Raw genomic sequence first — 21872 nt, forward strand, 5'->3', positions numbered from 1 at the left:
AACTCACTTGCGAAGAAAAAAAAATAAAAAAAGCAGTATGGTGCTAAACAGAAAAGCGAACTGACGGAGTTTATGAAGCCCGCGTTGCAGCAAATTCCGGACGGATTGTTCGTTGATGGCCAGAATGTCCGCAATCTGGGCGTAGCTGAAATCCTGGTAATAGTAGAGCAGCAGGACTTCGTATTGGCGAAGCGGCAGCTTCTTCAGTTTGGCCTGCAAATCAGCGGTTTGCGTTTGCAGCCTTTCGGCATTGATCACTTCCGTTTCCTGCGCCGGGCTGGTGGGCAGCCGCCATTCGTCGGTCATTTCCCAGCTTTCGAAGGCAAGCTGATCGGGCCGGAGGGCCTTGTGAATTTTCCGGCGCAGGGAGCGAAACAAATAAAACCGGGCTGATTCGACGTCACTCAGGCGGCTACGGCTTTGCCACAAATCCACAAACAGATCCTGAACCGCATCTTCAACCGCCTGTTCGTCGCGGGACAGCTTTTTACCGTAACTGAACAACACCCGGACATACCGCTGGTAGAGCAGCCCAAAGGCGGTTTCGTCACCCCGTTTGAAGGCCTGCCACAAGGTCTTATCGTCCGTAGTTTCCGAAAAAGACATCAACGTGTTGAAGTAAAAGTTGCCCTAATCCGACAGTTTTGATCCAGAAATCAGCCGGTTCGCTTTCTCTTATTGCCTGAAAGATTACTAAAGTACAACCCAAAGGTACAATTACTTCTTAAAATGTGTCTATCGTACGGAAGAAATCGGTTGGAGTGCAGATACGCCATCGAATTCATTTTTTCACTACTTTTGAACACACTTCACACTGACTGGCCTTATGTTCCGTACCTTATTTTCGTTTCAATTTCTTTTCGTTCTTTTTATTCAGTTTCCCGCTTTTTCCCAACAAAAGCAACGGTTTCAAAATCTGCAACAGGCCCTAGCCGCTTCTGGCCAACTCGCTGGTTCACAAGGCCCTTCGAGCGTTAATTGGATCGATGGCGGGACCCGTTTTTCGTTTATCGACCAGGGTGTGATTAAATCGTTTTCGCCAAAAGACCAGCGCGAAGAGGTGGTCTTTGACGGCAGTGCGCTCAAGTTTCCCGAAACCGGCCAGCCGTTTACCTATGAATCGTTTCAATGGTCGAAAGACTCCAAAAATCTGTTGTTTCAAACCAACTTCCGGCCCGTCTGGCGTCGCTCGGGCATTTCGGATTATTACGTGTACAGTGTCGCCGATAAAAGCCTGAAGCAGGTTGCAAAAGACGCCCAAACCGCTGAACTCTCACCCGACGGTTTGAAGATTGGTTACGAACGGGACGGCAATCTGTTTGTGTTTGACTTTGCCACGCAGAAAGAAACGCAGCTCACCAACGATGCCGCTCCCTCGCTCTACAACGGCCGGTTTGGCTGGGCCTATGAGGAAGAATTTGGTCTGGCGCAGGCCTGGGAATGGTCGCCCGACAGCAAGTTCATCGCCTACTGGCAGATTGACGAGCGCGAAGTGCCGATTTACGCCATGACCGATTACAAGGGCTTTGACGAAAATTTCACAAAGCTCCCCTACCCGCGCGTGGGTGACAAGAATCCGACCGCCCGAATCGGCGTCGTTGAACTCTCCAATACGAAACAGCAGTGGATGAAAGTCGATTTGGGCGATGGCTATATTCCCCGCATTTACTGGACGTCGCAGGAAGGGCAACTGGCGGTGGTGCACCTGAACCGCAAGCAAAACCACCTGAAACTGTTTTTGACCAACGCCCGCACCGGCGACGCGAAGCAGATTATGGAGGAAACGTCGAAAACTTGGGTCGACGTGTTCGATTTCTTCGCCGGTATCATGCACTATTTCTATTTTCCGGCCAATTCGCAGGAGTTTTTCTGGGTTTCGGAGCGGGATGGCTGGGCGCATCTGTACCGGTATGATTATACCGGAAAACTGCTCAATCAGGTTACGAAGGGCAATTGGGAAGTGGTTTTTGTTCACAACATCGACGCCAAAAACAAAAAGATTTACTACACCTCAACCGAGCAATCCCCGCTGGACCGGCAACTGTATGCGGTTGATTTTGACGGTAAAAACAAGCGAAAGCTGACTCAGTCAGCGGGTCGGCACAAGATCGATTTTGCGCCCAACAGCCAGTATTACATCGACCGGTATTCGAACACCACCACGCCTACCCGCGTGGAGCTCTGGGACACCAAAGGCAAACTTGTCAAACCGCTGGAAACCAACGCCAACGTGACGAAATTCATCAGCAACTACACCTATGCGACGAAAGAACTGACCCACTTCACGACTTCCGATGGCCAGAAAATCGACATCTCGATCCTGAAACCGCTCGATTTCGACGCCACCAAAAAGTATCCGGTGGTGATGGATATTTACGGTGGACCGGGTGCGCAATCGGTTTACAATGAGTTCAATACGTCCGGCTGGCACCAGTTTCTGGCGCAACAGGGTTACGTCATTGTGAGTGTGAACAACCGGGGCAGTGGCGGCTACGGTTCTGATTTCGAAAAAGTGGTTTACGAAAAACTCGGTCAGTACGAAAGCCGGGACTTTGTTGAAACCGCCAAATACCTGGGTACGCTGCCCTGGATCGATGGTGGCCGGATGGCCATCCGGGGACACAGCTATGGCGGGTACATGAGTAGCTACACGATGCTGACCCACCCCGGTATTTTCAAAGTTGCGCTCGTGGGGGCTCCCGTCACCGACTGGCGGCTATACGACAGCATTTACACCGAACGCTACATGGGGTTGCTGCCCGAAAACGACGCCCAATACCAGAAAAGCGCGGTTTCGCCGAACGCTAAAAACCTCCAGGGTAAAATGTTCATCGCGCATTCGACGATGGATGAAAACGTTCACGTCCGGAACACCATGCAGTTGATGAATGCGCTGGAAGACGCCGGGAAAGACGCCGACCTGCGCATTTATCCACCGGGTGCGCACGGCGTGGCCTACAACAGCACCAGTTCACTGCTGCTTTATCAGCAGTATACGGAATATCTGGAGAAGTATTTGAAAAACGGGGCTGTCGACTAATCAGTCGTCAACACGCAGAAAATCGCCGTTTTTATCAAAATTCAGATCCAGCCCATTCGACAACTCAATACTGTAACGGTCGCGGTCGTTTTCGTTTTTCTCCCAACTGACAATGGTTTGTTGGGAGAAATTTGTTTGCACGTAGGTGCGTATTTTTTCCGGATTGATCACCGCATCCGGAATCGCCTGGTCTTTCCCGTCTACCTGCGTGCACTCGCCGGATTTGGTGAAATCCAGATCAAAACCGTTGCTCAGGATGACATCGAAACCGGTGGTCAAACCGTCACGCTCTTTCACCACTTGCAGGATGGTTTCCTGTGGAAAATGCGTACGGATGAAGTTTTGTGCATTTTGTGGCAAGGCTTCGGGTGTCACATTTTTTTCCTGATCACAAGCCGTAAGGCCCCAAATCAATAAACCCGAGAGAACGAAGCGTACTGTTTTCATACGTTTTAGCTGAGGTTATGTTCAAATCGAAACCATGACCCCTCAACGCAAGTGTACCCCTACGGTTGGCTGCTTTTTTAAAAAAATCAGTTTTCTACTTTAATCCCTTCCTCTTCCAAATACCGGCCAATGTTGAACGTCTGACCGTCGAGCAATTCCAGATCCCGGTGCCAATCCATGGTCAGCCAGGCATCGGCGGTTTGTTCGGCAATCACCACTTGCTGCGTGTCCGTGAAAATCCAGATTACCTTAGCCGTACCAAAATCGAGGAGCTTTCGGGTTTTTTTATTGACGTAATTAAAGTCTTCTGTTTTAGACAGATCGGCTTTTACATCAATTTCAACGGCCACTTTGGCGGGGACGTCCACATAATGAACATTAATTTTATCCGGTGTCAAGACACTTTTTTCATAAATCGCGGCATCGTGCGACAAATTATTCCGGTGATCCAGATGAACACCAGCTTCGTTGGAAGCAAACCAATATTTTTTCTCGTCCAGAGAACGAATCATTATTCGCATGAAATACGATACTAAAACCCACTGCAACGAACTGGAACCCATAATTTCTTCCAGTGTTTTTTTCCCCGCTAAAACGTCTTCATAACCGCTGTAATATAGCGGTCGCCCATCCAGCACCTCATACACCAGCGATTCCAGGGCTACTTTTTGTTTAGACGTCTTTACAGGCGATTTGACACCTTGCGGTTTACGGGACTTTCCGGAAACTTCTTTCTTCTCAAGCGTCTGCATACCTTTTTCGTTTGATGCAAAATACGGTTTTTCCGGCAAATGTGCTTTAAGAATACGCTACACTTCCATTTTCAACGCCCGGCCGACGTCCTTCTGGTGTAGCCGCCCAATCGGGAGTTCCTGCCCGGCGACCTCGATGTGGCTGGGCGACCAGGCTGAAATCTTGTCGATGGCCACAATGAACGACCGGTGAATCCGCAGAAAATCCCGGCCCGGCAGCATGGCTTCCACCGAACTAATGGCCTGTTTCACCACCAGCGGTTTGGCGTTGGTGGTGATGATTTTGATGTAATCTTTCAGGCTTTCGACGTAGAGAATGTCTTTGGTATAGACCTTCACCATTTTGCGGTCGGCCCGAAAATAGAGAAACGCGTCGCGCTCCGACGGCACCAGCTCCTTTTCAACGGGCGGCTGATCCGGCTCCGAAATACCGTTCGCCATAGGCTGGGGTTCAAGCCGCATGACTTTGGAAACCGCCCGCAAAAACCGCTCGAACGGAATGGGTTTGAGCAGGTAATCGACCACGTCCAGATCAAAACCGTCCAGTGCGTATTCGCGATACGCCGTCGTGAAAATCACTTTGGGGGGATTCCGCAAACTCCGCAGGAAATCGGTGCCGGAGAGTTTGGGCATTTTAATGTCTAAAAACAGCAGATCAACCGGCATCGACTGGAGCATACTGAATGCCTGAATGGCATTGTGGCATTTGCCGACAATCTCTAGCCCATCGACCAGTTCGATGTACGATTCGATAATTTCCACAGCGTGTGGCTCGTCATCAATCAGCAGACAACGTACGTTCATAGGGATGTGTATTTGTTGTTGTTATTATTTTTTAAGCCCCTAAATCCCCTAAAGGGGACTTTAAAATCCGGGTTATGCGGTGTCCAAGTCCCCTTTAGGGGATTTAGGGGCTACTTTTTATTTTAAACCGGTATTTCAGCTACCGGCACGGTATTCGGTTTCAAAACCGCCGACTCCCGGGGTAACCGCAAGGTCAAATCGACCAGAAACGTTTCTTCTTCCGGCTGAATTTTCAGTTCATAACGACCCGGATACAGCAATTCCAGCCGCTTCCGGACGTTCTGCAAGCCGATTCCGCCAACGGAAGTTGCCCCAACGGAGGTTGCCCCAACGGAGGTTGCCCCTGCCTCCATTGGGGCAAACGGATCGGCATCGCGGCTGTTGACCAACTTGAATGTCAGCACCTGATCATCGACGGAAAGGTCCAGAAAAATCCAGGCCTGTTCCAGTTGTTCACTGGTTCCGTGTTTGAAAGCATTTTCCAGAAACGGAATCAGCAACAGGGGCGCCATCTGTATTCCCTGCAAATTGCCGTGGAAATTCATCGAAACATCCAGCCGCGAACCGTAGCGCAACTGCTCCAGTCCGATGTAGTTTTTCATGAAAGCGATCTCTTTTTCCAGCAACACCTCCGACGCGTTGCAGTCGTAGAGCATATAACTCAGCAATTGCGACAGTTTCAGCACAACCGCCGGCGACTGATCAGATTTTCGTAACGTCAAGGCATACAGATTGTTGAGGGTATTGAACAGAAAGTGCGGATGAATCTGGGATTTCAGCAACTGTAACTCCGCGTTAAATTTTTCTTTTTCAATCTGCCGATACGCCTGCTCTTTGAGGTACCAGATTTTGACGAGTTTGATGGCAGCCGCAAAACCGCCCACCGTGATGCCGCCCCGTAATCCCGCCATCAATAAATAGGTTAGGCCACCCCCGCGAGCCCGCGACGTACCCAGCCACGAATGCAAGGGCGCAACAACCGAGGTCGACAGAAGGGCCGATGCCGACGCGCTCAGAAATGAAAAAAGAATGACACCAACTACCATTTTCCAATAGGGCCCTTTGTCCAGATAGCGGGGGAATAAAACGTAAATAATACCGTACGACAGAACCATATGGGCCGGCATAAATATCAGTGAACTGACCCCGGAGGAAAAAAAACCCAGAAAGAACGCTTCGGGTTTTCCGTAACCGCGATGCAGGAAATAGGAGATCGGAAAAACACCATACAAAACCGTAAAGTAGAGTTGAACAACTCCCCAGAAAAGCCCATGCCGAGCCAGACGGTAACGCGGCTGGTTGGAAAAGATGAAGTTGGTGTTAGACAGTTGCATACGAGTACCCGATTGCCGACCGAATATAGATAAACGACACCAATCCTGCCACGAATCGGGCGAATTGTAGACGAACGGTAGCCAATCGTCGCCAAATGACTCTTTTCACAGACCTAACTACACTCGTCGCCAGACCCTTGCTGTATCTGTCGGGAACCGGCGCATTGGGCGATAATCCCGGCAGGCGGTTTTTCCCGTGTTTACCTTTGAAGCGTCAAATCCGACTAAAACAACAACTACGAACGAACCGCTTCGGCGCTACCACCATGAAAATCAATCCACACTACCGACTGGCGTTATTCGCCACGACTTTCTTTCTGTCTTTATCAGCTTTTACTTTTGGTCAGGGACGACAAAATCGTCAGTCCATCTCGCCCCGCCAGGGCTTCTGGGTCGTGGAATCCCAACCGAAGCAGAACTGCGTCGTTTTTTTCTACAATGATGACAACCAGCTCATTTACAAAGAAAATTTGGCAAAAAAACGACTCAATCTCAAACAGGCCAAAACCCGGGAGAGTCTGAATGCCGTGCTGGAACAGGCTTTGCAACAATGGACCGTTTCGCAACAACCGGGTGGCGCGGCCATGCCAGCCGATCAGCAATGGCTGGCGACGGAGTTTCGAAAATGACAAGAGAGGTGAGACAAGAGAAGCAAGAGGTAGGACAAGAGATGAAAGACGCTCCCCTCAGCCAGCAAGCCTTCGTCTCTTGTCTCACCTCTCACGTCTTTACTATAATTTGGTTAAATTGGTTCGAGTCCCCCGGCATGGGCAGTTTGCTCCGGGCCGGGGGCTTTTTTGTGCGAAATAATTACCCGATTGCCAGACGGGAAGTTGAATTGGTGTTCGTAATCCGTATTTTCGGACCTCGATCCATCCGTTCTTCATGCAAACCGGCCTTTCCGTTCCCGCAACCCGCACCGAAATCCTGGCGGGCGTTTCCACGTTTCTGGCAACCATGTACATCATCGTGGTCAATCCGGCGATTCTCAGTCAGGCCGGTTTGCCGTTCAGCGGGGTTCTGACGGCCACGGTTCTGCTGTCGTTCGGGTGCAGTGTAATGATGGGCCTGTATGCCCGCAACCCGATGGTGGTGGCCCCCGGTATGGGACTCAACGCCTTTTTCACCTTCACCGCCGTCAAAGGCATGGGCATCCGCCCCGAAGTGGCGCTGGGGGCGGTTTTCTGGGCGGGTGTTCTGTTTTTGATCCTGTCGCTTTTCAACGTCCGTTCGGCCATTGTCAGGATCATTCCCAAACCCCTGCGGTATTCCGTTTCGGCCGGTATTGGCCTGTTTATCACGCTGATTGGCTTTGAAAATGCGAAGTTTATTGTGGCCAATCCGGCCACGCTGGTCAGCATCGCCAGCCTGAAAGACCCAATCATTTTGACGTTTATTTTCGGACTTTTCATCACCAGCGTTCTGGTCATCCGGCAAGTTCCGGGAGCCATTATCATCGGTATTTTGCTCACTACCCTGGCCGCACTACCCATTGGCCGGTGGTGGGGCGATGCGTCGGCGGTGAATTTCGGACAAAAAACGCTGGTCAATTTTCAGGGGCTTTTTGCCACCCCGGATTTCAGTCTGATCGGCAAACTGGATCTGGTCAACTCCCTGCAATGGTCGCTCTGGCCGGTGATTTTTGCCTTCGTTTTCACGGATCTGTTCGACAGTTTGTCCACCTTCGTGGGCGTGGCCGAAGCCGCCGACCTGTATGACGAAGACGGTAATCCGCTAAACCTCAACCGCTCACTGACGGTCGATGCCGTGGCCACGACGATGGCGGGTTTGCTCGGGACCAGCCCCGGAACGGCCTACATCGAATCGGCGGTCGGCATTGCGCAGGGCGGACGTACGGGCCTGACGGCCATTGTGGCGGGTTGTCTTTTTCTGCCGTTCCTGTTTCTATCGCCTTTGTTATCGGTGATTCCGGCCATTGCCACTGCCCCGGCATTGGTGCTGGTCGGTGCTTTCATGATGAAACCGATTACTAAAATCAACTGGGGTCGGCTGGACGATGCCTTACCGGCCTTTCTGGCGCTGGTCCTGATTCCGTTCAGCTACTCGATTACGCAGGGAATTATCTGGGGGTTTCTGACGTGGACGGTGGTCAAACTGGCCATTGGCCAATCGAAAGAGGTGCCGGTCGGTTTATTGCTTGTCGATTTATTCTGCATTCTGGCACTCTTTTCCGGACATTGATGGTCACGGAAGCACGGCCACCAGTTCCACTTCTACCAAGGCCGTTTCTTCGTACAGCCGCTGAATCTGTACCCAGGTTGCCGCCGGAAAATCGTTGTTATAAAACTTCTTCCGAACGTCGTTGTGCTTTTTCATTTCCTCGATGTTGGTCGTGTATAAATTCTCTTTGACCACGTTCTGAAAAGTAGCCCCGTAAAAAGCCAGTGTTTTTTGAAGACCCTTGTACACGTTCGTCAGTGCAGAAGCCGCTTCGCCACCGCCAACGGTTCCCGAAATGTAAATGGTTTTGCCGACCCGGACGGCCTGCGCATAGCCCGCTCCATCTTCACCTGCCTTCCCAAAATGAAATTTCTGTTTTTCAATTGCATTCTGGCTGGATTGTGCATTCACTCCATTAAAAACAACGGTCGAAAGCATGACAAGAATAGAAATGGCAAGTTTTTTCATCGTATTTTAGTTGTTTAACACTGAAATGTATGCGGCATAAACTATACAAAATGATTCGTTTAAACAAATTTCTGATTTTGGGATTGTTCGTAATCGGGCTTGTCGCCGGCACTACGCCTATTCAGGCCCAACGGTATAAACCCCGTCCGATTACGGCCTTGCTCGGCGCTTTCGACGAAGAGGTGAAGCTGGTACAGAAATCCCTCAGGAAACCGAAAAGCCGGACTCTAAACGGAATTCACTTTATGACCGGCCGGATCAATGGCCACAAAGTCGTGATCGCCGAAACCGGAATTGGAAAGGTTAATGCTGCTATGACGACGGCATTTGTACTGGCCTATTTCAAACCGGAACGGGTGCTTTTTACGGGAATCGCGGGTGGCACCAATCCCGACCTTCAACCCGGCGACATCGTGATTGCCCGGCAAACCGCCCACCACGATTACGGTTACATTACGTTTCAACAGCAGAAAACGAATCAAACCCGCAACGCCATCACGAAAGATCTGAACCCAACGTATTTTCCCGCCGATTCAATCATGATGCTGGCAGCACAGGAAGCCGCGAAAACCGTTCCGTTTGAGAGCATTCCCTCTACCTCGCGCCCGCCATCTGTTGTGGTAGGCACGGTGGTGACGGGCGATGTCTTCGTTTCGTCCGACGAAAAAGTGGCCAGTCTCTGGTCGGAATTCAAGGCTGACGCTACCGAAATGGAAGGCGCGGCTGTGGCGCAGGTTTGCTACCAGCAACAGGTTCCCTGTCTGGTGATCCGGAGTTTGAGCGACAAAGCCAACTCCAACGCCCGGCAGGATATGCTCACGTTTTTTAAGATTGCCGCCCGCAATTCGGCCAATCTGGTGATGACGATTGTGGGGAAACTGTAAGCTGGTCAGGGTTAAAAAAACGATTTGATCGCTTTGAGATACTGAAAACCGTGTTGGGTTCCAGACAACAGTCTTCGATACATTCGTTCCCGCAATTGATTGTCAGAATGTGCCGGGATGAAATTACAAGGTAAGAATAGTCTGAAAACCGTCGCGCAAAATTCCCAGATCCGAGCCGATGGCCAGACAGGAAAAACCGGCTTTTCGCAGCTCCGGTACATCGGCCGGGTTTCGCACCAGAATCCCGGCCTGCTTCCCGTTCTTTTGGGCCGCCTGACTCACCCGCGCCAGGGCGTCGGTAAACGTCATCGACGGTTTTGATGGGCAGCGTACGGCTAAATCCAGTTTCAGATCCGCTGGCCCCACAAAAAGCACATCGACCCCCGAAACTCCAGCAATCGCTTCGGCATTCATAACGCCTTCATAGTCTTCCAGTTGGGCCATAAAAACCGGAGCGGGCAGTTCCTGAATGGCTTTGGACGCACGCAGTCCGTAGGCATACGCCCGCACCGAACCGGAATATCCGCGGGTTCCATGGGGCGGATAGCGCATGGCGGCCACGCAGGCGGAAGCCTGCGCCGGAGTTGAGACATGCGGCAGCATAATGCCCGATGCACCCCAGTCCAGCGCCCGGGCAATCAGCGCCGGATCGAGGCTGCCCACCCGAACCATGAGCGTAACCTCCGGATTTCGGACGGCCTGCAAATTCGTCAGCAACCCGCTTTCCGTCAGACAGCCATGCTCCAGATCGAACAACAGCCAGTCCAGCGAACACGCCCCGGCCAGCTCGGCAATAACCGGTGAACCCGTTGACAACCAGGTTCCTAAAGCCAGTCGACGGGCATTTTTCTTTTCGAAGGAATTCATAAATCAGCGATCGTTTTATGGCCTTGCAAACCCAGCATCGCCGTTCGAATGCGCGCTTTGGTGAAGCTTTTCAGGGATTGTCCCGACGATCCGGCTCCGATCAGGAAAAAATCGTCCTGCCGGTCGAAGTACCCCGCTCCCACCCGGATAACGGCTTTGACGATCATATTCCGAAGCAGATGCAGCCAGAAACGCGGCAGAAATTGTTCCGGCAATTCCCGGATGGTCTGATAACCCGTCAAAACTGCCTTGATGAAGTCGCCGGAATGAAAACAGGCCAGCAGAGCCAGGTCATCCGTGGGGTCACCCGAAATGGTGTCGTCCCAGTCGATGACGGCTTTTAGTTCGTCCGGCGTTCCCAGCATGTTCCACAACGCCAGATCTTTATGAACCAGACAACCGGTTTTCAACGCCAGCAAAGCGTCGTTTTTATCGACAAGACCCTGTAAGTCAAGGCTTTCTTCGTTGGTCAGAAACTGGGCGTTCGTCAGAAAATCCAGATGCCGTTCCCAGTTCAGCCGGAAATAAGCGCAGTACGTTTCGTGTAAACCGATTAGCCGACCGGTTTTTCGAAGCAGCTCCGGATCAAAAGGGCCGAATTTTTCGGGTGAAATTTGCTGCCAGCGGGCCAGATTAACCCCAATTTCGTGCGCAATAGCGTGTTCGTTCAACGCCCCTTTTTTGTGTAACGCGTTCAAATCCGGCGCATCGATAAACGCCAGAATCTGGTACGCAAAAGGCACCTTCGACCGGGACGCATCGACGGCAAAAACCGCTGGCGTCGGCACCCCGGTTTGGCGAACCTGATCCAGAACGGCAGCTTCCACGTCCATATACTCATCTTTTTCCGGCCCATTTTCCAGCCGCAGAAAATACGTTTCTCCGCGGTGCGTCGCCAGATACGTCAAATGATTGCCCTGACCGCCCGCTGGTTGCAGTGTAAAGGAAGAATCCCCAAAATGGGCCTGCAAAACCGTTCGCAGCGCGTCGGTTATGTTCTGATCCGACGTGGAAGCAACGGGAATTATCAGACTATAAAAAGCAGAAGGCCGGTCGCATTTCCAGTAATAAATCTGTTGCCGATTCGCCATTCTGTTTCTAGTTCTTAGTTTCTGCCCTAGCTTCCAGCGATTGGCTAATCACCTGTTTGGCTTTGGCGCTCGGCGTCACAAAACCGCCTTTCAGAACATCTTCTTCCGTAAACCGGGCCAGCAGAATTTCGCCACCCGTACTCCGTTTCCGGCCCCGGTCGTAGGAAATATACAGGGTGCCGTCGGGTGCCTGAACACCATCGGGATACGTTACCATTTTCCGTTCATCCAGCAACAAACCGCCCTGCCAGGTCTGCCCGTCGTCGTCAGAAAGGTACGCCGTCAGGTGCGACCGGGTGATTTTGCCATCCACTTTGGCGTGCTTGACCAGCAACAAACGGCCCGACTGCAAACGGCGGATAAAATGCCGGGCATTCGTGTTTTCAATCGCCGACTTCTGCGGTTCCGACCAGGTTTTTCCCTTGTCGTTGGAGTAGCTTTCCCAAAGTCCTTTGGCCGTGCGGGTGGTCAGCCAGAGTGTGCCGTCGCGCCGTTCGATGATGTGCGATTCGTCGTAGTCGGGCTGCGGAAACCGTACCCCGCCCCGGCGTTTCCAGGTGCGACCTTGATCGCTGGAAACGAAGACGTTAGCCATTCGGAGCGAATCCAGCTCGTGGTATGCTTCCCGATACGGAGAAGCCGGGTCCATCGCTATGATTTTCTCCCGGTTCCAGAGTGAAATCACCAGCAGCCAGTCGCCGTTGGCCAATACAGTGGGTTTATTCAGGGAGCAGCCGTGCCAGATTCGTTGCGGTTTCGACCAGATGGGCTTGTCGCTGTCCGGGTTGTCGCAAATGGTGTACCAGTTACCGGCGCGGCCGTCGAAAAACGTCATCGACTGGTCGAAGAAAAGCCAGAGACGACCGCGCGGATCAGTCCACAAGGTTCCGACAATGGCCCGGCGGCTTTCGCCCAGCGACGCATCGTGCGGATCGATCACGGCACGCGGTTTCGACCAGGTTTTGCCGTTGTCATCGCTGGTAGTCAAAGCAAAAAACGCTTCTTCGTTGTCACCACCGCCCACCCAACAGGCCCAGAGCCGGCCTTTCGGCGTTCGCTCAAGACCGATGGTCATGTTGAAATCAAGCCGGTCCGGATCATATTCTGCCGACGGAGCGGTATTGACAACTGGTGGCACCAAGGCCGGATCGACCGGTTTTTTCGTCTGCACCTGAAGCGAAAAAGCCACAATCGACAAACTGATTGTCAGACAAAAAAACTGTACTCTACACCGCTGATTCATACCATTGTCATCTAAAATCCGCATACGGTATTTTCATGAAATAGTGCCGAATACCGTCTTCCATCGCGAGATAGAGCACTTTTTGGGCGTCGTCGGCAAAACCGTCGGGGTAGCAGATCATGGCGGGATTGTGTTCAATTTTCTCCATCGTAGCGGTATTCTCAATGGTCGCCAGCCGGATTTTTTTCGACCAGGTTTTACAACCGTCTTTGGAAACCCAAAGCGACACTTCGCTGCGATCTTTGCATTGGTTTCCGATCAGCAAAACGTCCTGGCCGACCTTCAACAACGTAATTTTTGAATTTCCATTGGGAATATCGCTCGGTGCAACTTTCGTCCAGGTGCGACCAAAATCCCGGCTTTCGGTTCGGTACAGGACGCCGGTTCCGGAAGCCCGCATCAGCATCACCAGATGTCCGGGTGCCACTTCAACCGTGTTGGGTTCCCAGAGCATCCCCAAATCTTCGCGCTTGTGATAGCCGTGCATTTCGATGTTTTTCCAACCCGGCTTACAGATCAGTGCCGAGACGCAGAACGGCCAGTTTTTGCCCTCGATCAGCTTCTGACGGCTAAATTTCTGGGTAAATCCGTCGGCCTGTTCCTGACAGAAGGCGGAGAAAAACCATTCACCGTTAGACATCACGAAGCCGCGTCGCAGCGTAAAACTGCTGGCGAACCCCGGCAGACTCACCGGCTCCGCCCAAGTTTTTCCGGCGTCGGTACTGACGGTCGTGAAGGTTTTCAGGTTGTTATACCAGGTCGGCGCGTCAAAAGTATTGACCGGCACAAACACGGTTTTATCAGACACAAACAGTTCCGGCGACCAAACCGCCCGGGTCGGATGGTTCAGAAACGGTTCCGGCGACGACCAGGTTTTGCCTTCGTCGGTGCTGCGGGTGGCAACCACAAAATTGCCGTTGTCGGGTTCCCAGGGGCCACCCGTGTAGTGCAGACAGAGAAGCGAGCCGTCGGGCATCCGTCGCAAAACCGGCTCCCGCGACCAGCCATCGCCATTTTTCTTAAAATCATTGATCAAAACCGGCGGATAGGCAAACACCAGGCCGTTGAGTTTCACCTCGCTTTTCTGGGCTTTCAGTTGAAAAGCGGAGCCCAAAAGGAGCAACAGGACCAGAAACCGTCGGATATGGGACGAACGTATTTTCATCGAATTAAAGAACAAACAAGTTAGAAGATCAATAGCCCGGATTTTGGGTTAATGCAGGATTCAGATCGATTTCGCGCAGCGGAATTGGCATGAGCAACTCGTTTTCTGTCATTTTGAAATTGATGCGTTTGCTGGCGAAATGCGCATTCATGACCTCAATGGCGCGGCCCGTACGCACCAGATCGAACCACCGTTGCCCTTCAAACAGAAACTCCACTTTCCGTTCTTTCTCCAGCGCCAGCCGAACCGCCGGTTTATCCAGTCCGGTCAGATCTGCCAAACCGGCGCGTTTGCGCACCTGGTTGATGTAAGGCAGCGCATCAGCGGTTTTGTCCTGCTCGTTGAGGGCTTCGGCGTACATCAGCAGCACGTCGGAAAACCGCGAAACCGGGTAGGTAACATTGCCATCGGACACGTTGATGGCGCTGAAATCCACAAACTTTAACCCATACCGGCTATACACTTTCGTGCCACCCAGCAAGGTGATCGTATCATGAACAGAGGCCGCTTTTCGCCGATCCGCTTTTTCAAATGCATTAAAGGAATTCAACGTCGGCACCATTCGCCCACCGCCACTTTGGTTATTGGGAAACAGCAGCATATTGGACAGAGCGGGCGTAAACTGCACCGAATATAAATTGCCCAGATTGGACCCGGAGACAAACTTAATTTCGAAAATAGACTCGGCTAAATTATTGTTTCCCTTGACCACCAGCGATTTATAATCGGGCACCAAGGCATACTGCTTTTCGTCGATAACTTCTTTCAGTTTCGCAGCCGCCAACGCATAGTCTTTTTTGGTCAGATACACTTTTCCCAGCAGCGTTTTGACGGTTCCTCTGGAAACCCGGCCCTTATCGGCATTCAAGCTCGCGGGCATCAGCGACTCGGCACTGATCAGGTCGTCAATGATGGTTTTGTAGACCTCTTCCTGCGGTTTTAGCGATAAATCGGTGGCCGCAATATTGCCGGGACTTCGGAACTCCACGTCGGTAACCGGCACCCGGCCGAACAACTGCACCAAATAAAAGTAACTCCAGGCCCGGAAAAACCGGGTTTCTCCGATAATCCGATCCCTTGTCACCGGATCGAACGAAGCGCCTTTGATGCGGTTTAAAATGGTATTACAGCGGGCAATGGTGTACAAACCCACGTTCCAGGTCGCCAGCACCGTGGCGTTGGCGGCCGTAACGCTGTTGTCGTCGAACTCCACTTCGGCGGCTGTTGGCGCCAGCCACTGGAGTTCGGCATTGTCCGTTGCCAGTTCGTTGATATAATGCAGATTACCGGTATGAAATCCTTTGAATGAGCTGTAAACCCCCAAAAGAGAACTTTCAAAATCGGCCGCTGTGCGATAGAAACTCTCATCGTTAATCTGATTCTGGGGTTGCAATTCCAGAAATTCTTTACACGACGTATTTGAAATCATGACCAGAAAAACGGCCAGTATCGTGCTTAGTTTGTATAGCATTTTCGGTTTCATAATCGTATTCGATAATGTTATTTTAAAAAACCGGTATCATTATTTAAAAGCGACCCGTAACCCCAATGTGGCAATGCGCGGAACCGGATAGGAATAAAAATCGATGCCGGATTTGGCAATGTTATCCCCCCCGATGCTGGCTTCCGGGTCAAAACTGGGGTACTTTGTGAAGGTGTAAGCATTGGTCACATCCGCAAAAAGGGTAAAGTTTTGAAGGCCAAGCCGACCGGCGAGCGCGGTTGGGAATGAATACGAAAGATTGATGTTCCGGATGCGCACGTACGACCCGTCGAACAAATACCGCGACGACATGCTGTTTCCCCGGGCATAATCGTTCCGGATCGCTCGCGGAAGCAAACCGTCACCAGGATCTTCGGCCGATTTCCAGCGACGATCGGCTAGGGCAAGCTGGTTCTGCACGCCCGCAACGTTCAACTGGGTTTCACCCGCCTGAAGATAAACCAGGTTCCCTTCCGTACCGATCACACTGACATTCAGGGAGATATTCCGAAACGTGAATTTGTTATTGAAACCCCAGGTATATTTTGGCCACGGATTTCCGACGATTTTCTTGTCCGCATCCGTGATGCGTCCATCCTTGTTGACATCTTCAAACCGCAGGTCGCCCGGTTGGGTGGCCGGATGCACCAGCGAACTGGCTTTAATCTCCTCCGGCGTCCTGAAAACGCCCAGCGCATTGAGCATGAAGAAACTCGAAATGGGCGAACCGACCTGACTGACCTGATACGGTGAATTGACAATCCGGGAGCTGGACGTGCTGAGTGCCAGCACCTTGTTCCGGTTGGTGCTCAGGTTGAGATTGGTGGTCCAGGAAAAGTTTTTCCCCCGGACGTTTTCCGAACTCACCGTCAATTCCAGCCCTTTGTTCTCCACTTCGCCGATGTTCTGAATGGACGAGTCGAAGCCGGAAGCCGCCGGTAGCAAGGTGTTCAACAACAGCCCTTTCTTGACGTTTCGGTAGGCATCGACGGTGAACGACAAGCGGTTTTTGAACAGGGAAATGTCCAGCCCAATGTCGGCCTGAAGCGATTTTTCCCAGGTAAGGTCGTCGTTGGCCAGGCTTTGGGGCGTAATGCCCAGCACAATACCGCTCGTGGTGACGTAACGCGACGTTCCGAGGAGTCCGATGTGGGCGTAGTTGCCGATCAGGTTATTCCCGGATGTTCCATAACTGGCTCTGATTTTCAGGTCATTGACAAACGTCAGACCCGCCATAAACGGCTCATCGGACAGGCGATAGCCCAGCGAAAAGGACGGAAAGGTTCCCCATTTGTGATTCGCTCCAAACCGCGAACTGCCATCGCGACGCACTGTGGCCGTCAGCAAATACCGCCCGTTGAAGGTGTAGTTAACCCGCGCCAGCATCGACAGCATCGACCATTCAGAGATGAAATTCGTCCCTGCATTGACGTTGCCGCCTGATAGAAACGGAATGTAGTCGGTTGGAAAATCGGACGCACCAGCCTGCAGAATGTCGTCCGAATTCTTCTGCACCGTAAACCCGATTACACTGTTGAAATTGTGTTTTTCGCCCAGCATCCGCTGAAAACTGAGCGTGTTTTCATTCAGCCAGTTCAGGCTTTTACTGACGTACGCGCCGGCCGTGGGTGGCCCGGTCAGGTTGAAACCGTCGCCAATCCGCGATGATTTCCAGATGCGGTTGTTGTTGGTCGTGTAGTTGACGCCCACCGACGATTTGAGCCGCAACCCGCTCATCAATTCATACTCCAGATAGTTGTTGGTGAAGATGTTAGCCGCATTTCGTTTATCGGTAAATTCACGCACAATCACCAGCGGATTCTCGACCGGAACGCCCATCGGATCAACCAGTTCGGAATACGGATTGCCGTTCTGATCGTAAACCGGGGCCAGTGGCGAGCTGGACAAGGTGGCCGCCAGCAACCCGCGCTGCCCGACGGTTCCTTCGGCGCGGGCGAAATTGCCGTACGAGTATGATCCGGCAAAGGAAGCGCCCAGTTTCAGGCGTTTGGTCAATTGTGCGTCGATGTTGGTGCGGAGGGTGAATTTCTTCAGATTGGAGCCGATGATGATGCCTTCCTGATCAAAATAACCGCCCGAAACGTAGTAATTGATGTCGTTGGTGCCACCGCTGGCCGAGAGCTGGTAATTCTGGACCGTCGCTGGCCGGAAAATCACATCCTGCCAGTCGGTTCCTTCGGTGGGCAGCAACTGCGGGTTTCGGTAGTCCGGTCGCACCCACTGGGGCTGACCGCGCACGCTGTTGGGATCGGAGGCTTTCCCACCCAGATACACCCAGGCGTTGTCGCGCCCTTCGGCCACCATCTGCGCAAACTGCTGCGGATTGAGCATATCCAGTTTCTTCGCCAGGGTCTGAACGCCCACCGACGACTCCAGGTTGATGCTCGTTTTGCCCTGTTTGCCGCGTTTGGTCGTGATAATTACCACGCCATTGGCACCGCGTGAGCCATAAATCGCCGTTGCCGAGGCATCTTTCAATATCTCAACCGACTCAATATCAGACGGATTGATAGTACTCAGCGGATTAATTTTCGTCGTTGACGCATTCGTGGCCATGCCGCTGGCCGAGTAGGAATTTCCGGTGAAGCTGCTCAAATCCGATCCTCCGCCCATCGAACCGATGGCGTATCCGTCGATGACATACAAGGGCTGATTGCCGCCCGTGATGGAACTAATGCCCCGAATGACGACGTTGACGTTGCCGCCCGGCGCCCCCGTGGTCTGGGTAATCTGCGCCCCCGCCACCTTGCCTTGCATCATCTGATCGAAGCTGGCGGCCGGAACCGGCAGCAGGTCTTTGCCGCTCAGGTTGACAATCGAACCCGTCAAATCCTTCTTTTTCTGCGTCCCGTAGCCCACCACTACGACCTCATTCAAGGTTTTCTGGTCGGGTGCCAGTTGCACATCGATGGTGTTCCGATTGCCAATCGTCACTTCCTGATTCAGGTACCCGACGAACGAAAAGACCAGCACCAGCGCCGACGTGGCAGCATCTTCGGGCACGTTGAGCCGAAATTCGCCGTTGCCGTCGGTCGTGGTTCCCCGCGTGGTTTTCTTCACCACCACACTAACCCCCGGCAGATGTTCCCCGGTTTCGCTTTTCACACTTCCCGTCAGCACCCGGTCCTCAACGGGCGCTTTCGCCGGGGTCGCCAGCGGAAGTTCGGCGGATGCCGTTCCCCTTTCCGTAGCACCATTCGCCGACGTTGGCAGGGAGAGCGTCTGATCCGGAAGCCGGGTTTCGGCATCGGCCACTTTCCGCGCCTTTTTGTCGCCGATGACCAGGTACGAACTGCTGTTTACTTTTTTGTACCGCAAACCCAGCGGCCGCAACACATTGCCGAGATTTTTTTCGAGGGTCGCTTTCGGATTGATGGCTTCCGACGTAACCGTAAACCCTTCTACGGCACGCAGTTCGAACATAATATCGACCCCGTAGGTGTTTTTCAGATCGTTCAGTACGTCTTTGAGTTGCCGAACCGTTCCCCGTGGGATTTCAACCGGTTTTTGCCGCATCGTACTGGCCAGCGCCAGAGACTGCGACCAGCCCGGCCGGAGCCCAAAAAGCAATAGGATGAACAGAAGCCCCGCTTGTGGAGCCCTTCGTAAAGGATTTACCATAGAAAGTAAGGGTTTAGAAAGTCTGGTTTAGTTGTCCATTAACTGGACATGATTGCCCTGCCGGACCACATTAATATCCAGCAATTCCGAGATGGATTGCAACAATTGATCGACATTATCGGCCCGAAATGACCCCATCAGCACCCGCCCGGCCAGTTTCTGGTCTTTGATATCGACCTGTAAACCGTAGTTTTCTTCCAGCAGATAGGCCACTTCCTGCAAAGGCGTTTCCTCAAAAACGAACCGTTTTTCGCCCCAGGCCGGATGCAGTTGGGTTTGCTTCATTGTTTTCAGGGCAATGTGGTTTTGTGGGTCGAGCGTCACCAGTTCGCCGGGTTTCATCAGCACCTGCTTCACGGTTTGCCCGGTTTGCACCTGCACCTGAACTTTCCCTTTGTTCAAGGTTACTTTGGCTCCGCGTTTTCGGGCAAAAACCGTAAACTCGGTCCCCAGTACCACTACTTCGAAATTCTTGACGGTTTTGACGACAAACGTCTGATCGTCGGCGGTGTGGGTCACCGAAAAATTGGCTTCGCCGGTGAGCAGCACTTCCCGGATGCGCGTCCCAAATCCCCAGCGGGGTACGCGCAACGTCGAATTCGCATTCAGGAGCACGGCACTTCCGTCGGCCAGTTGCAGCGAACGGGTTTCGCCAAATCCTGTTTCGTAAGTTTGATACCGGATTGAATTGCGGAACAAAAAAGCACCGACGCTGACCAGCAGCAGAAAGGAAGCCGCCACCAGCCAGGGCCTGATCGACCAGCGGTTTTGCACGGGCACAACCACCGTTTCGGCGGTATCGACGGCGTCGGTTTGCGGATTGTCTTTCAAAAAAGCCGTGTAACGCTGAAGCGCGCCGTCGGTTTGGGTCAAATACTGCGGATGCAAATTTTCCCACTCTTCCAGCCATTCGTAGTAGCGCTCTTCGTTTGCTTTTTCCTGAAGCCACTGCGCAATCAACTCCCGCTGCAGCGGAGACGTTTTCCGGGCGAAGTGGTTAAATAGCAAACTTTTGTTGACTTCCGATTCCATTTCCTGCAACCTGCTGTTTATTCATAAGACAACTTTTCGGCAAAAGCACCTTAGTGGTTCTAGGAATCTGCCCCTAAATCCCCTAAAAAGGACTTTTCAAATCCGGATTAGCCGCGTCCAAGTCCCCTTCAGGGGATTTAGGGGCTACACATCCACAGGGCCAGCAAAATCAGCCAGTGCTCTTTCAATCCTTTCCGAATAATGCTCAGGGCCTTCACCATGTGCACCTCGACGGTTTTGATCGAAAGACCCAGTTCGGTTGCGATGGTTTGGTATTTTTTCCCTTCAAACCGGCTCAGCAGAAATACTTTCCGGCATTGCGGAGGCATCGATTCAACCAGATCTTCGACCCGGTGAAAGACTTCTTCAAACTGCATAATCTGGTCGGGGCGCTGGCTGGGAGCGCTTTCCTGGGCGTCGGCGGTTTCGAGGTCTTCCAGCTTTTTGAACTCCAGGCGCAGGTAATTGTAGGCTTCGTTGCGGACACTGCGAAACAGGTAATAGCGGTAGGAGTCGGTAACGGATTCGTAGGCTTTTGTTTTCCAGAATTTACAAAAAACATCGCTGACGAGGTCTTCTGCCGTCTCTTTGGAGTAGACAAACCGGACGGCATGGCTGCACAGCGCCTGGTGATACCGCCGAAAAAGCAGCTCGCATCCTTTTTGCGGGTTCTCACTGAACGTCCTCCGAATGAACCATTCCGCATCCTGCCGAGCCAGTTTTTCATCCGCTGGCTCAGCTTCCTGACCAGGGTCATTCCCGGGCGTGGTAATCGTCGGAACTGGCGGGTTGGCAGAATCGAACCGTTGACGGGTTTGCATACCTTTTGATTAAAACGAACGGGTCATTGAAAGAGACAATGCTTTAGTAAGAAAGACAACTTTTCACCAAAACCACCTTAGTTGGTTTTAAAAAATTCTCAAATAAAGTCAAAAATGGTTGTGATTGTGATCAATTACGCAGTCAGAGGGCGCTCCTCCGGAGCTTAGGGCCGTCGTAGCAGGGATTGTTTGCTATTGACAGGAAATCCCTCCGAGATTGAGGGTGCCGATGGGGATAGGATGTGCATTACCCCGGAGGGATCTTATGTCAATAGTCGGCTTTTTACCAAAATCACTATGGTGATTTTAAAATCTCTTGAATTAAGTCAAAAATGGTTGTGATTGTGATCAAACCCGCTGGGCTGGGGCGCTCCTCCGGAGCTTAGGGTCGTCATGGCAAGGCTTGTTTGCTATTAACAGGAAATCCCTCCGGGATTGAGGGTGCCGCTTGGGATAGGATGTGCATTACCTCGGAGGAGTTTTCTGTCAAAAGTCGGTCTGTTTGCTATTAACAGGAAATCCCTCCGGGATTGAGGGTACCGCCTGGTGTCGTATTGGCATTACCCCGGAGGGCTTTGCTGTCAAAAGTCGGCTTGTTTGCTATTAACAGGGATTCCC

18 protein-coding genes are annotated in these 21872 nt (G+C 52.2%); 4 read left to right on the forward strand and 14 right to left on the reverse strand.

From position 1 onward, the window contains the following. Window positions 1–3: 3 nt before the first annotated feature. A complete protein-coding gene (locus ACS5NO_RS28745; protein WP_439418333.1) occupies window positions 4–606 on the reverse strand; it encodes an RNA polymerase sigma factor in 603 nt (200 codons plus the stop codon). Window positions 607–826: 220 nt separating this feature from the next. On the opposite strand from ACS5NO_RS28745, the gene ACS5NO_RS28750 reads away from it, so the two are divergent. After that, window positions 827–3040, forward strand: a complete 2214-nt coding sequence (locus tag ACS5NO_RS28750) for a S9 family peptidase (protein WP_439418334.1) — start codon at window positions 827–829, stop codon at window positions 3038–3040. Here ACS5NO_RS28750 and ACS5NO_RS28755 read toward each other — a convergent pair whose 3' ends face one another. From ACS5NO_RS28755 to ACS5NO_RS28770, 4 genes are all read right to left on the reverse strand, one after another. Next, complete coding sequence (locus ACS5NO_RS28755) at window positions 3041–3487, reverse strand: PepSY-like domain-containing protein (RefSeq protein WP_150876215.1); 447 nt, start codon at window positions 3485–3487, stop codon at window positions 3041–3043. An 86-nt stretch (window positions 3488–3573) separates the two neighbouring features. Continuing rightward, the gene (locus tag ACS5NO_RS28760) at window positions 3574–4239 is read right to left on the reverse strand and encodes a Uma2 family endonuclease (RefSeq protein ID WP_439418335.1); all 666 of its coding nucleotides are present in this window, start codon (window positions 4237–4239) and stop codon (window positions 3574–3576) included. 57 nt (window positions 4240–4296) lie between these two features. Beyond that, entirely contained in the window at window positions 4297–5043 is a 747-nt protein-coding gene (locus tag ACS5NO_RS28765; RefSeq protein WP_439418336.1) for a LytR/AlgR family response regulator transcription factor, read from the reverse strand. Between the two features lie 122 nt (window positions 5044–5165). Continuing rightward, window positions 5166–6377, reverse strand: a complete 1212-nt coding sequence (locus ACS5NO_RS28770) for a sensor histidine kinase (RefSeq protein WP_439418337.1) — start codon at window positions 6375–6377, stop codon at window positions 5166–5168. 95 nt (window positions 6378–6472) lie between these two features. Between ACS5NO_RS28770 and ACS5NO_RS28775 the strand changes: the two genes are divergently transcribed. Beyond that, window positions 6473–7006 (forward strand): hypothetical protein, encoded by a 534-nt coding sequence (locus ACS5NO_RS28775; RefSeq protein WP_439418338.1) that lies wholly within the window; start codon window positions 6473–6475, stop codon window positions 7004–7006. A gap of 256 nt (window positions 7007–7262) precedes the next feature. Then, on the forward strand, window positions 7263–8579 hold the full coding sequence (locus ACS5NO_RS28780) for an NCS2 family permease (protein WP_439418339.1): 1317 nt from the start codon (window positions 7263–7265) through the stop codon (window positions 8577–8579). A gap of 3 nt (window positions 8580–8582) precedes the next feature. Here the strand turns inward: ACS5NO_RS28780 and ACS5NO_RS28785 are convergent, their stop codons facing one another. Further along, complete coding sequence (locus ACS5NO_RS28785; RefSeq protein ID WP_439418340.1) at window positions 8583–9026, reverse strand: RidA family protein; 444 nt, start codon at window positions 9024–9026, stop codon at window positions 8583–8585. A 50-nt stretch (window positions 9027–9076) separates the two neighbouring features. Between ACS5NO_RS28785 and ACS5NO_RS28790 the strand changes: the two genes are divergently transcribed. Further along, on the forward strand, window positions 9077–9910 hold the full coding sequence (locus ACS5NO_RS28790) for a 5'-methylthioadenosine/adenosylhomocysteine nucleosidase (RefSeq protein ID WP_439418341.1): 834 nt from the start codon (window positions 9077–9079) through the stop codon (window positions 9908–9910). A gap of 123 nt (window positions 9911–10033) precedes the next feature. On the opposite strand, the gene ACS5NO_RS28795 is transcribed toward ACS5NO_RS28790, so the two are convergent. The 8 genes from ACS5NO_RS28795 to ACS5NO_RS28830 all read right to left on the reverse strand — a co-directional run bounded on the left by ACS5NO_RS28795 (window position 10034) and on the right by ACS5NO_RS28830 (window position 21254). Next, entirely contained in the window at window positions 10034–10777 is a 744-nt protein-coding gene (locus ACS5NO_RS28795) for an HpcH/HpaI aldolase family protein (RefSeq protein WP_439418342.1), read from the reverse strand. After that, window positions 10774–11868: a phosphotransferase family protein gene (locus ACS5NO_RS28800; protein WP_439418343.1), complete on the reverse strand. Its 1095-nt coding sequence runs from the start codon at window positions 11866–11868 to the stop codon at window positions 10774–10776. Before ACS5NO_RS28800 ends, ACS5NO_RS28795 begins: the two co-directional genes overlap by 4 nt. A gap of 7 nt (window positions 11869–11875) precedes the next feature. Beyond that, complete coding sequence (locus ACS5NO_RS28805) at window positions 11876–13057, reverse strand: sialidase family protein (protein ID WP_439418344.1); 1182 nt, start codon at window positions 13055–13057, stop codon at window positions 11876–11878. Between the two features lie 61 nt (window positions 13058–13118). Then, window positions 13119–14276 (reverse strand): exo-alpha-sialidase, encoded by a 1158-nt coding sequence (locus tag ACS5NO_RS28810; protein ID WP_439418345.1) that lies wholly within the window; start codon window positions 14274–14276, stop codon window positions 13119–13121. A 28-nt stretch (window positions 14277–14304) separates the two neighbouring features. Beyond that, a complete protein-coding gene (locus ACS5NO_RS28815) occupies window positions 14305–15747 on the reverse strand; it encodes a RagB/SusD family nutrient uptake outer membrane protein (RefSeq protein ID WP_439418346.1) in 1443 nt (480 codons plus the stop codon). A gap of 51 nt (window positions 15748–15798) precedes the next feature. Beyond that, window positions 15799–19401 (reverse strand): SusC/RagA family TonB-linked outer membrane protein, encoded by a 3603-nt coding sequence (locus ACS5NO_RS28820; protein WP_439418347.1) that lies wholly within the window; start codon window positions 19399–19401, stop codon window positions 15799–15801. Window positions 19402–19428: 27 nt separating this feature from the next. Continuing rightward, entirely contained in the window at window positions 19429–20433 is a 1005-nt protein-coding gene (locus ACS5NO_RS28825) for a FecR family protein (RefSeq protein WP_439418348.1), read from the reverse strand. Window positions 20434–20570: 137 nt separating this feature from the next. Further along, a complete protein-coding gene (locus ACS5NO_RS28830; RefSeq protein ID WP_439418349.1) occupies window positions 20571–21254 on the reverse strand; it encodes an RNA polymerase sigma-70 factor in 684 nt (227 codons plus the stop codon). Between the last annotated feature and the right edge of the window lie 618 nt (window positions 21255–21872).

Origin of the sequence: Larkinella fluvii (genome assembly GCF_051857545.1) — a bacterium.
Taxonomy (GTDB): domain Bacteria; phylum Bacteroidota; class Bacteroidia; order Cytophagales; family Spirosomataceae; genus Larkinella.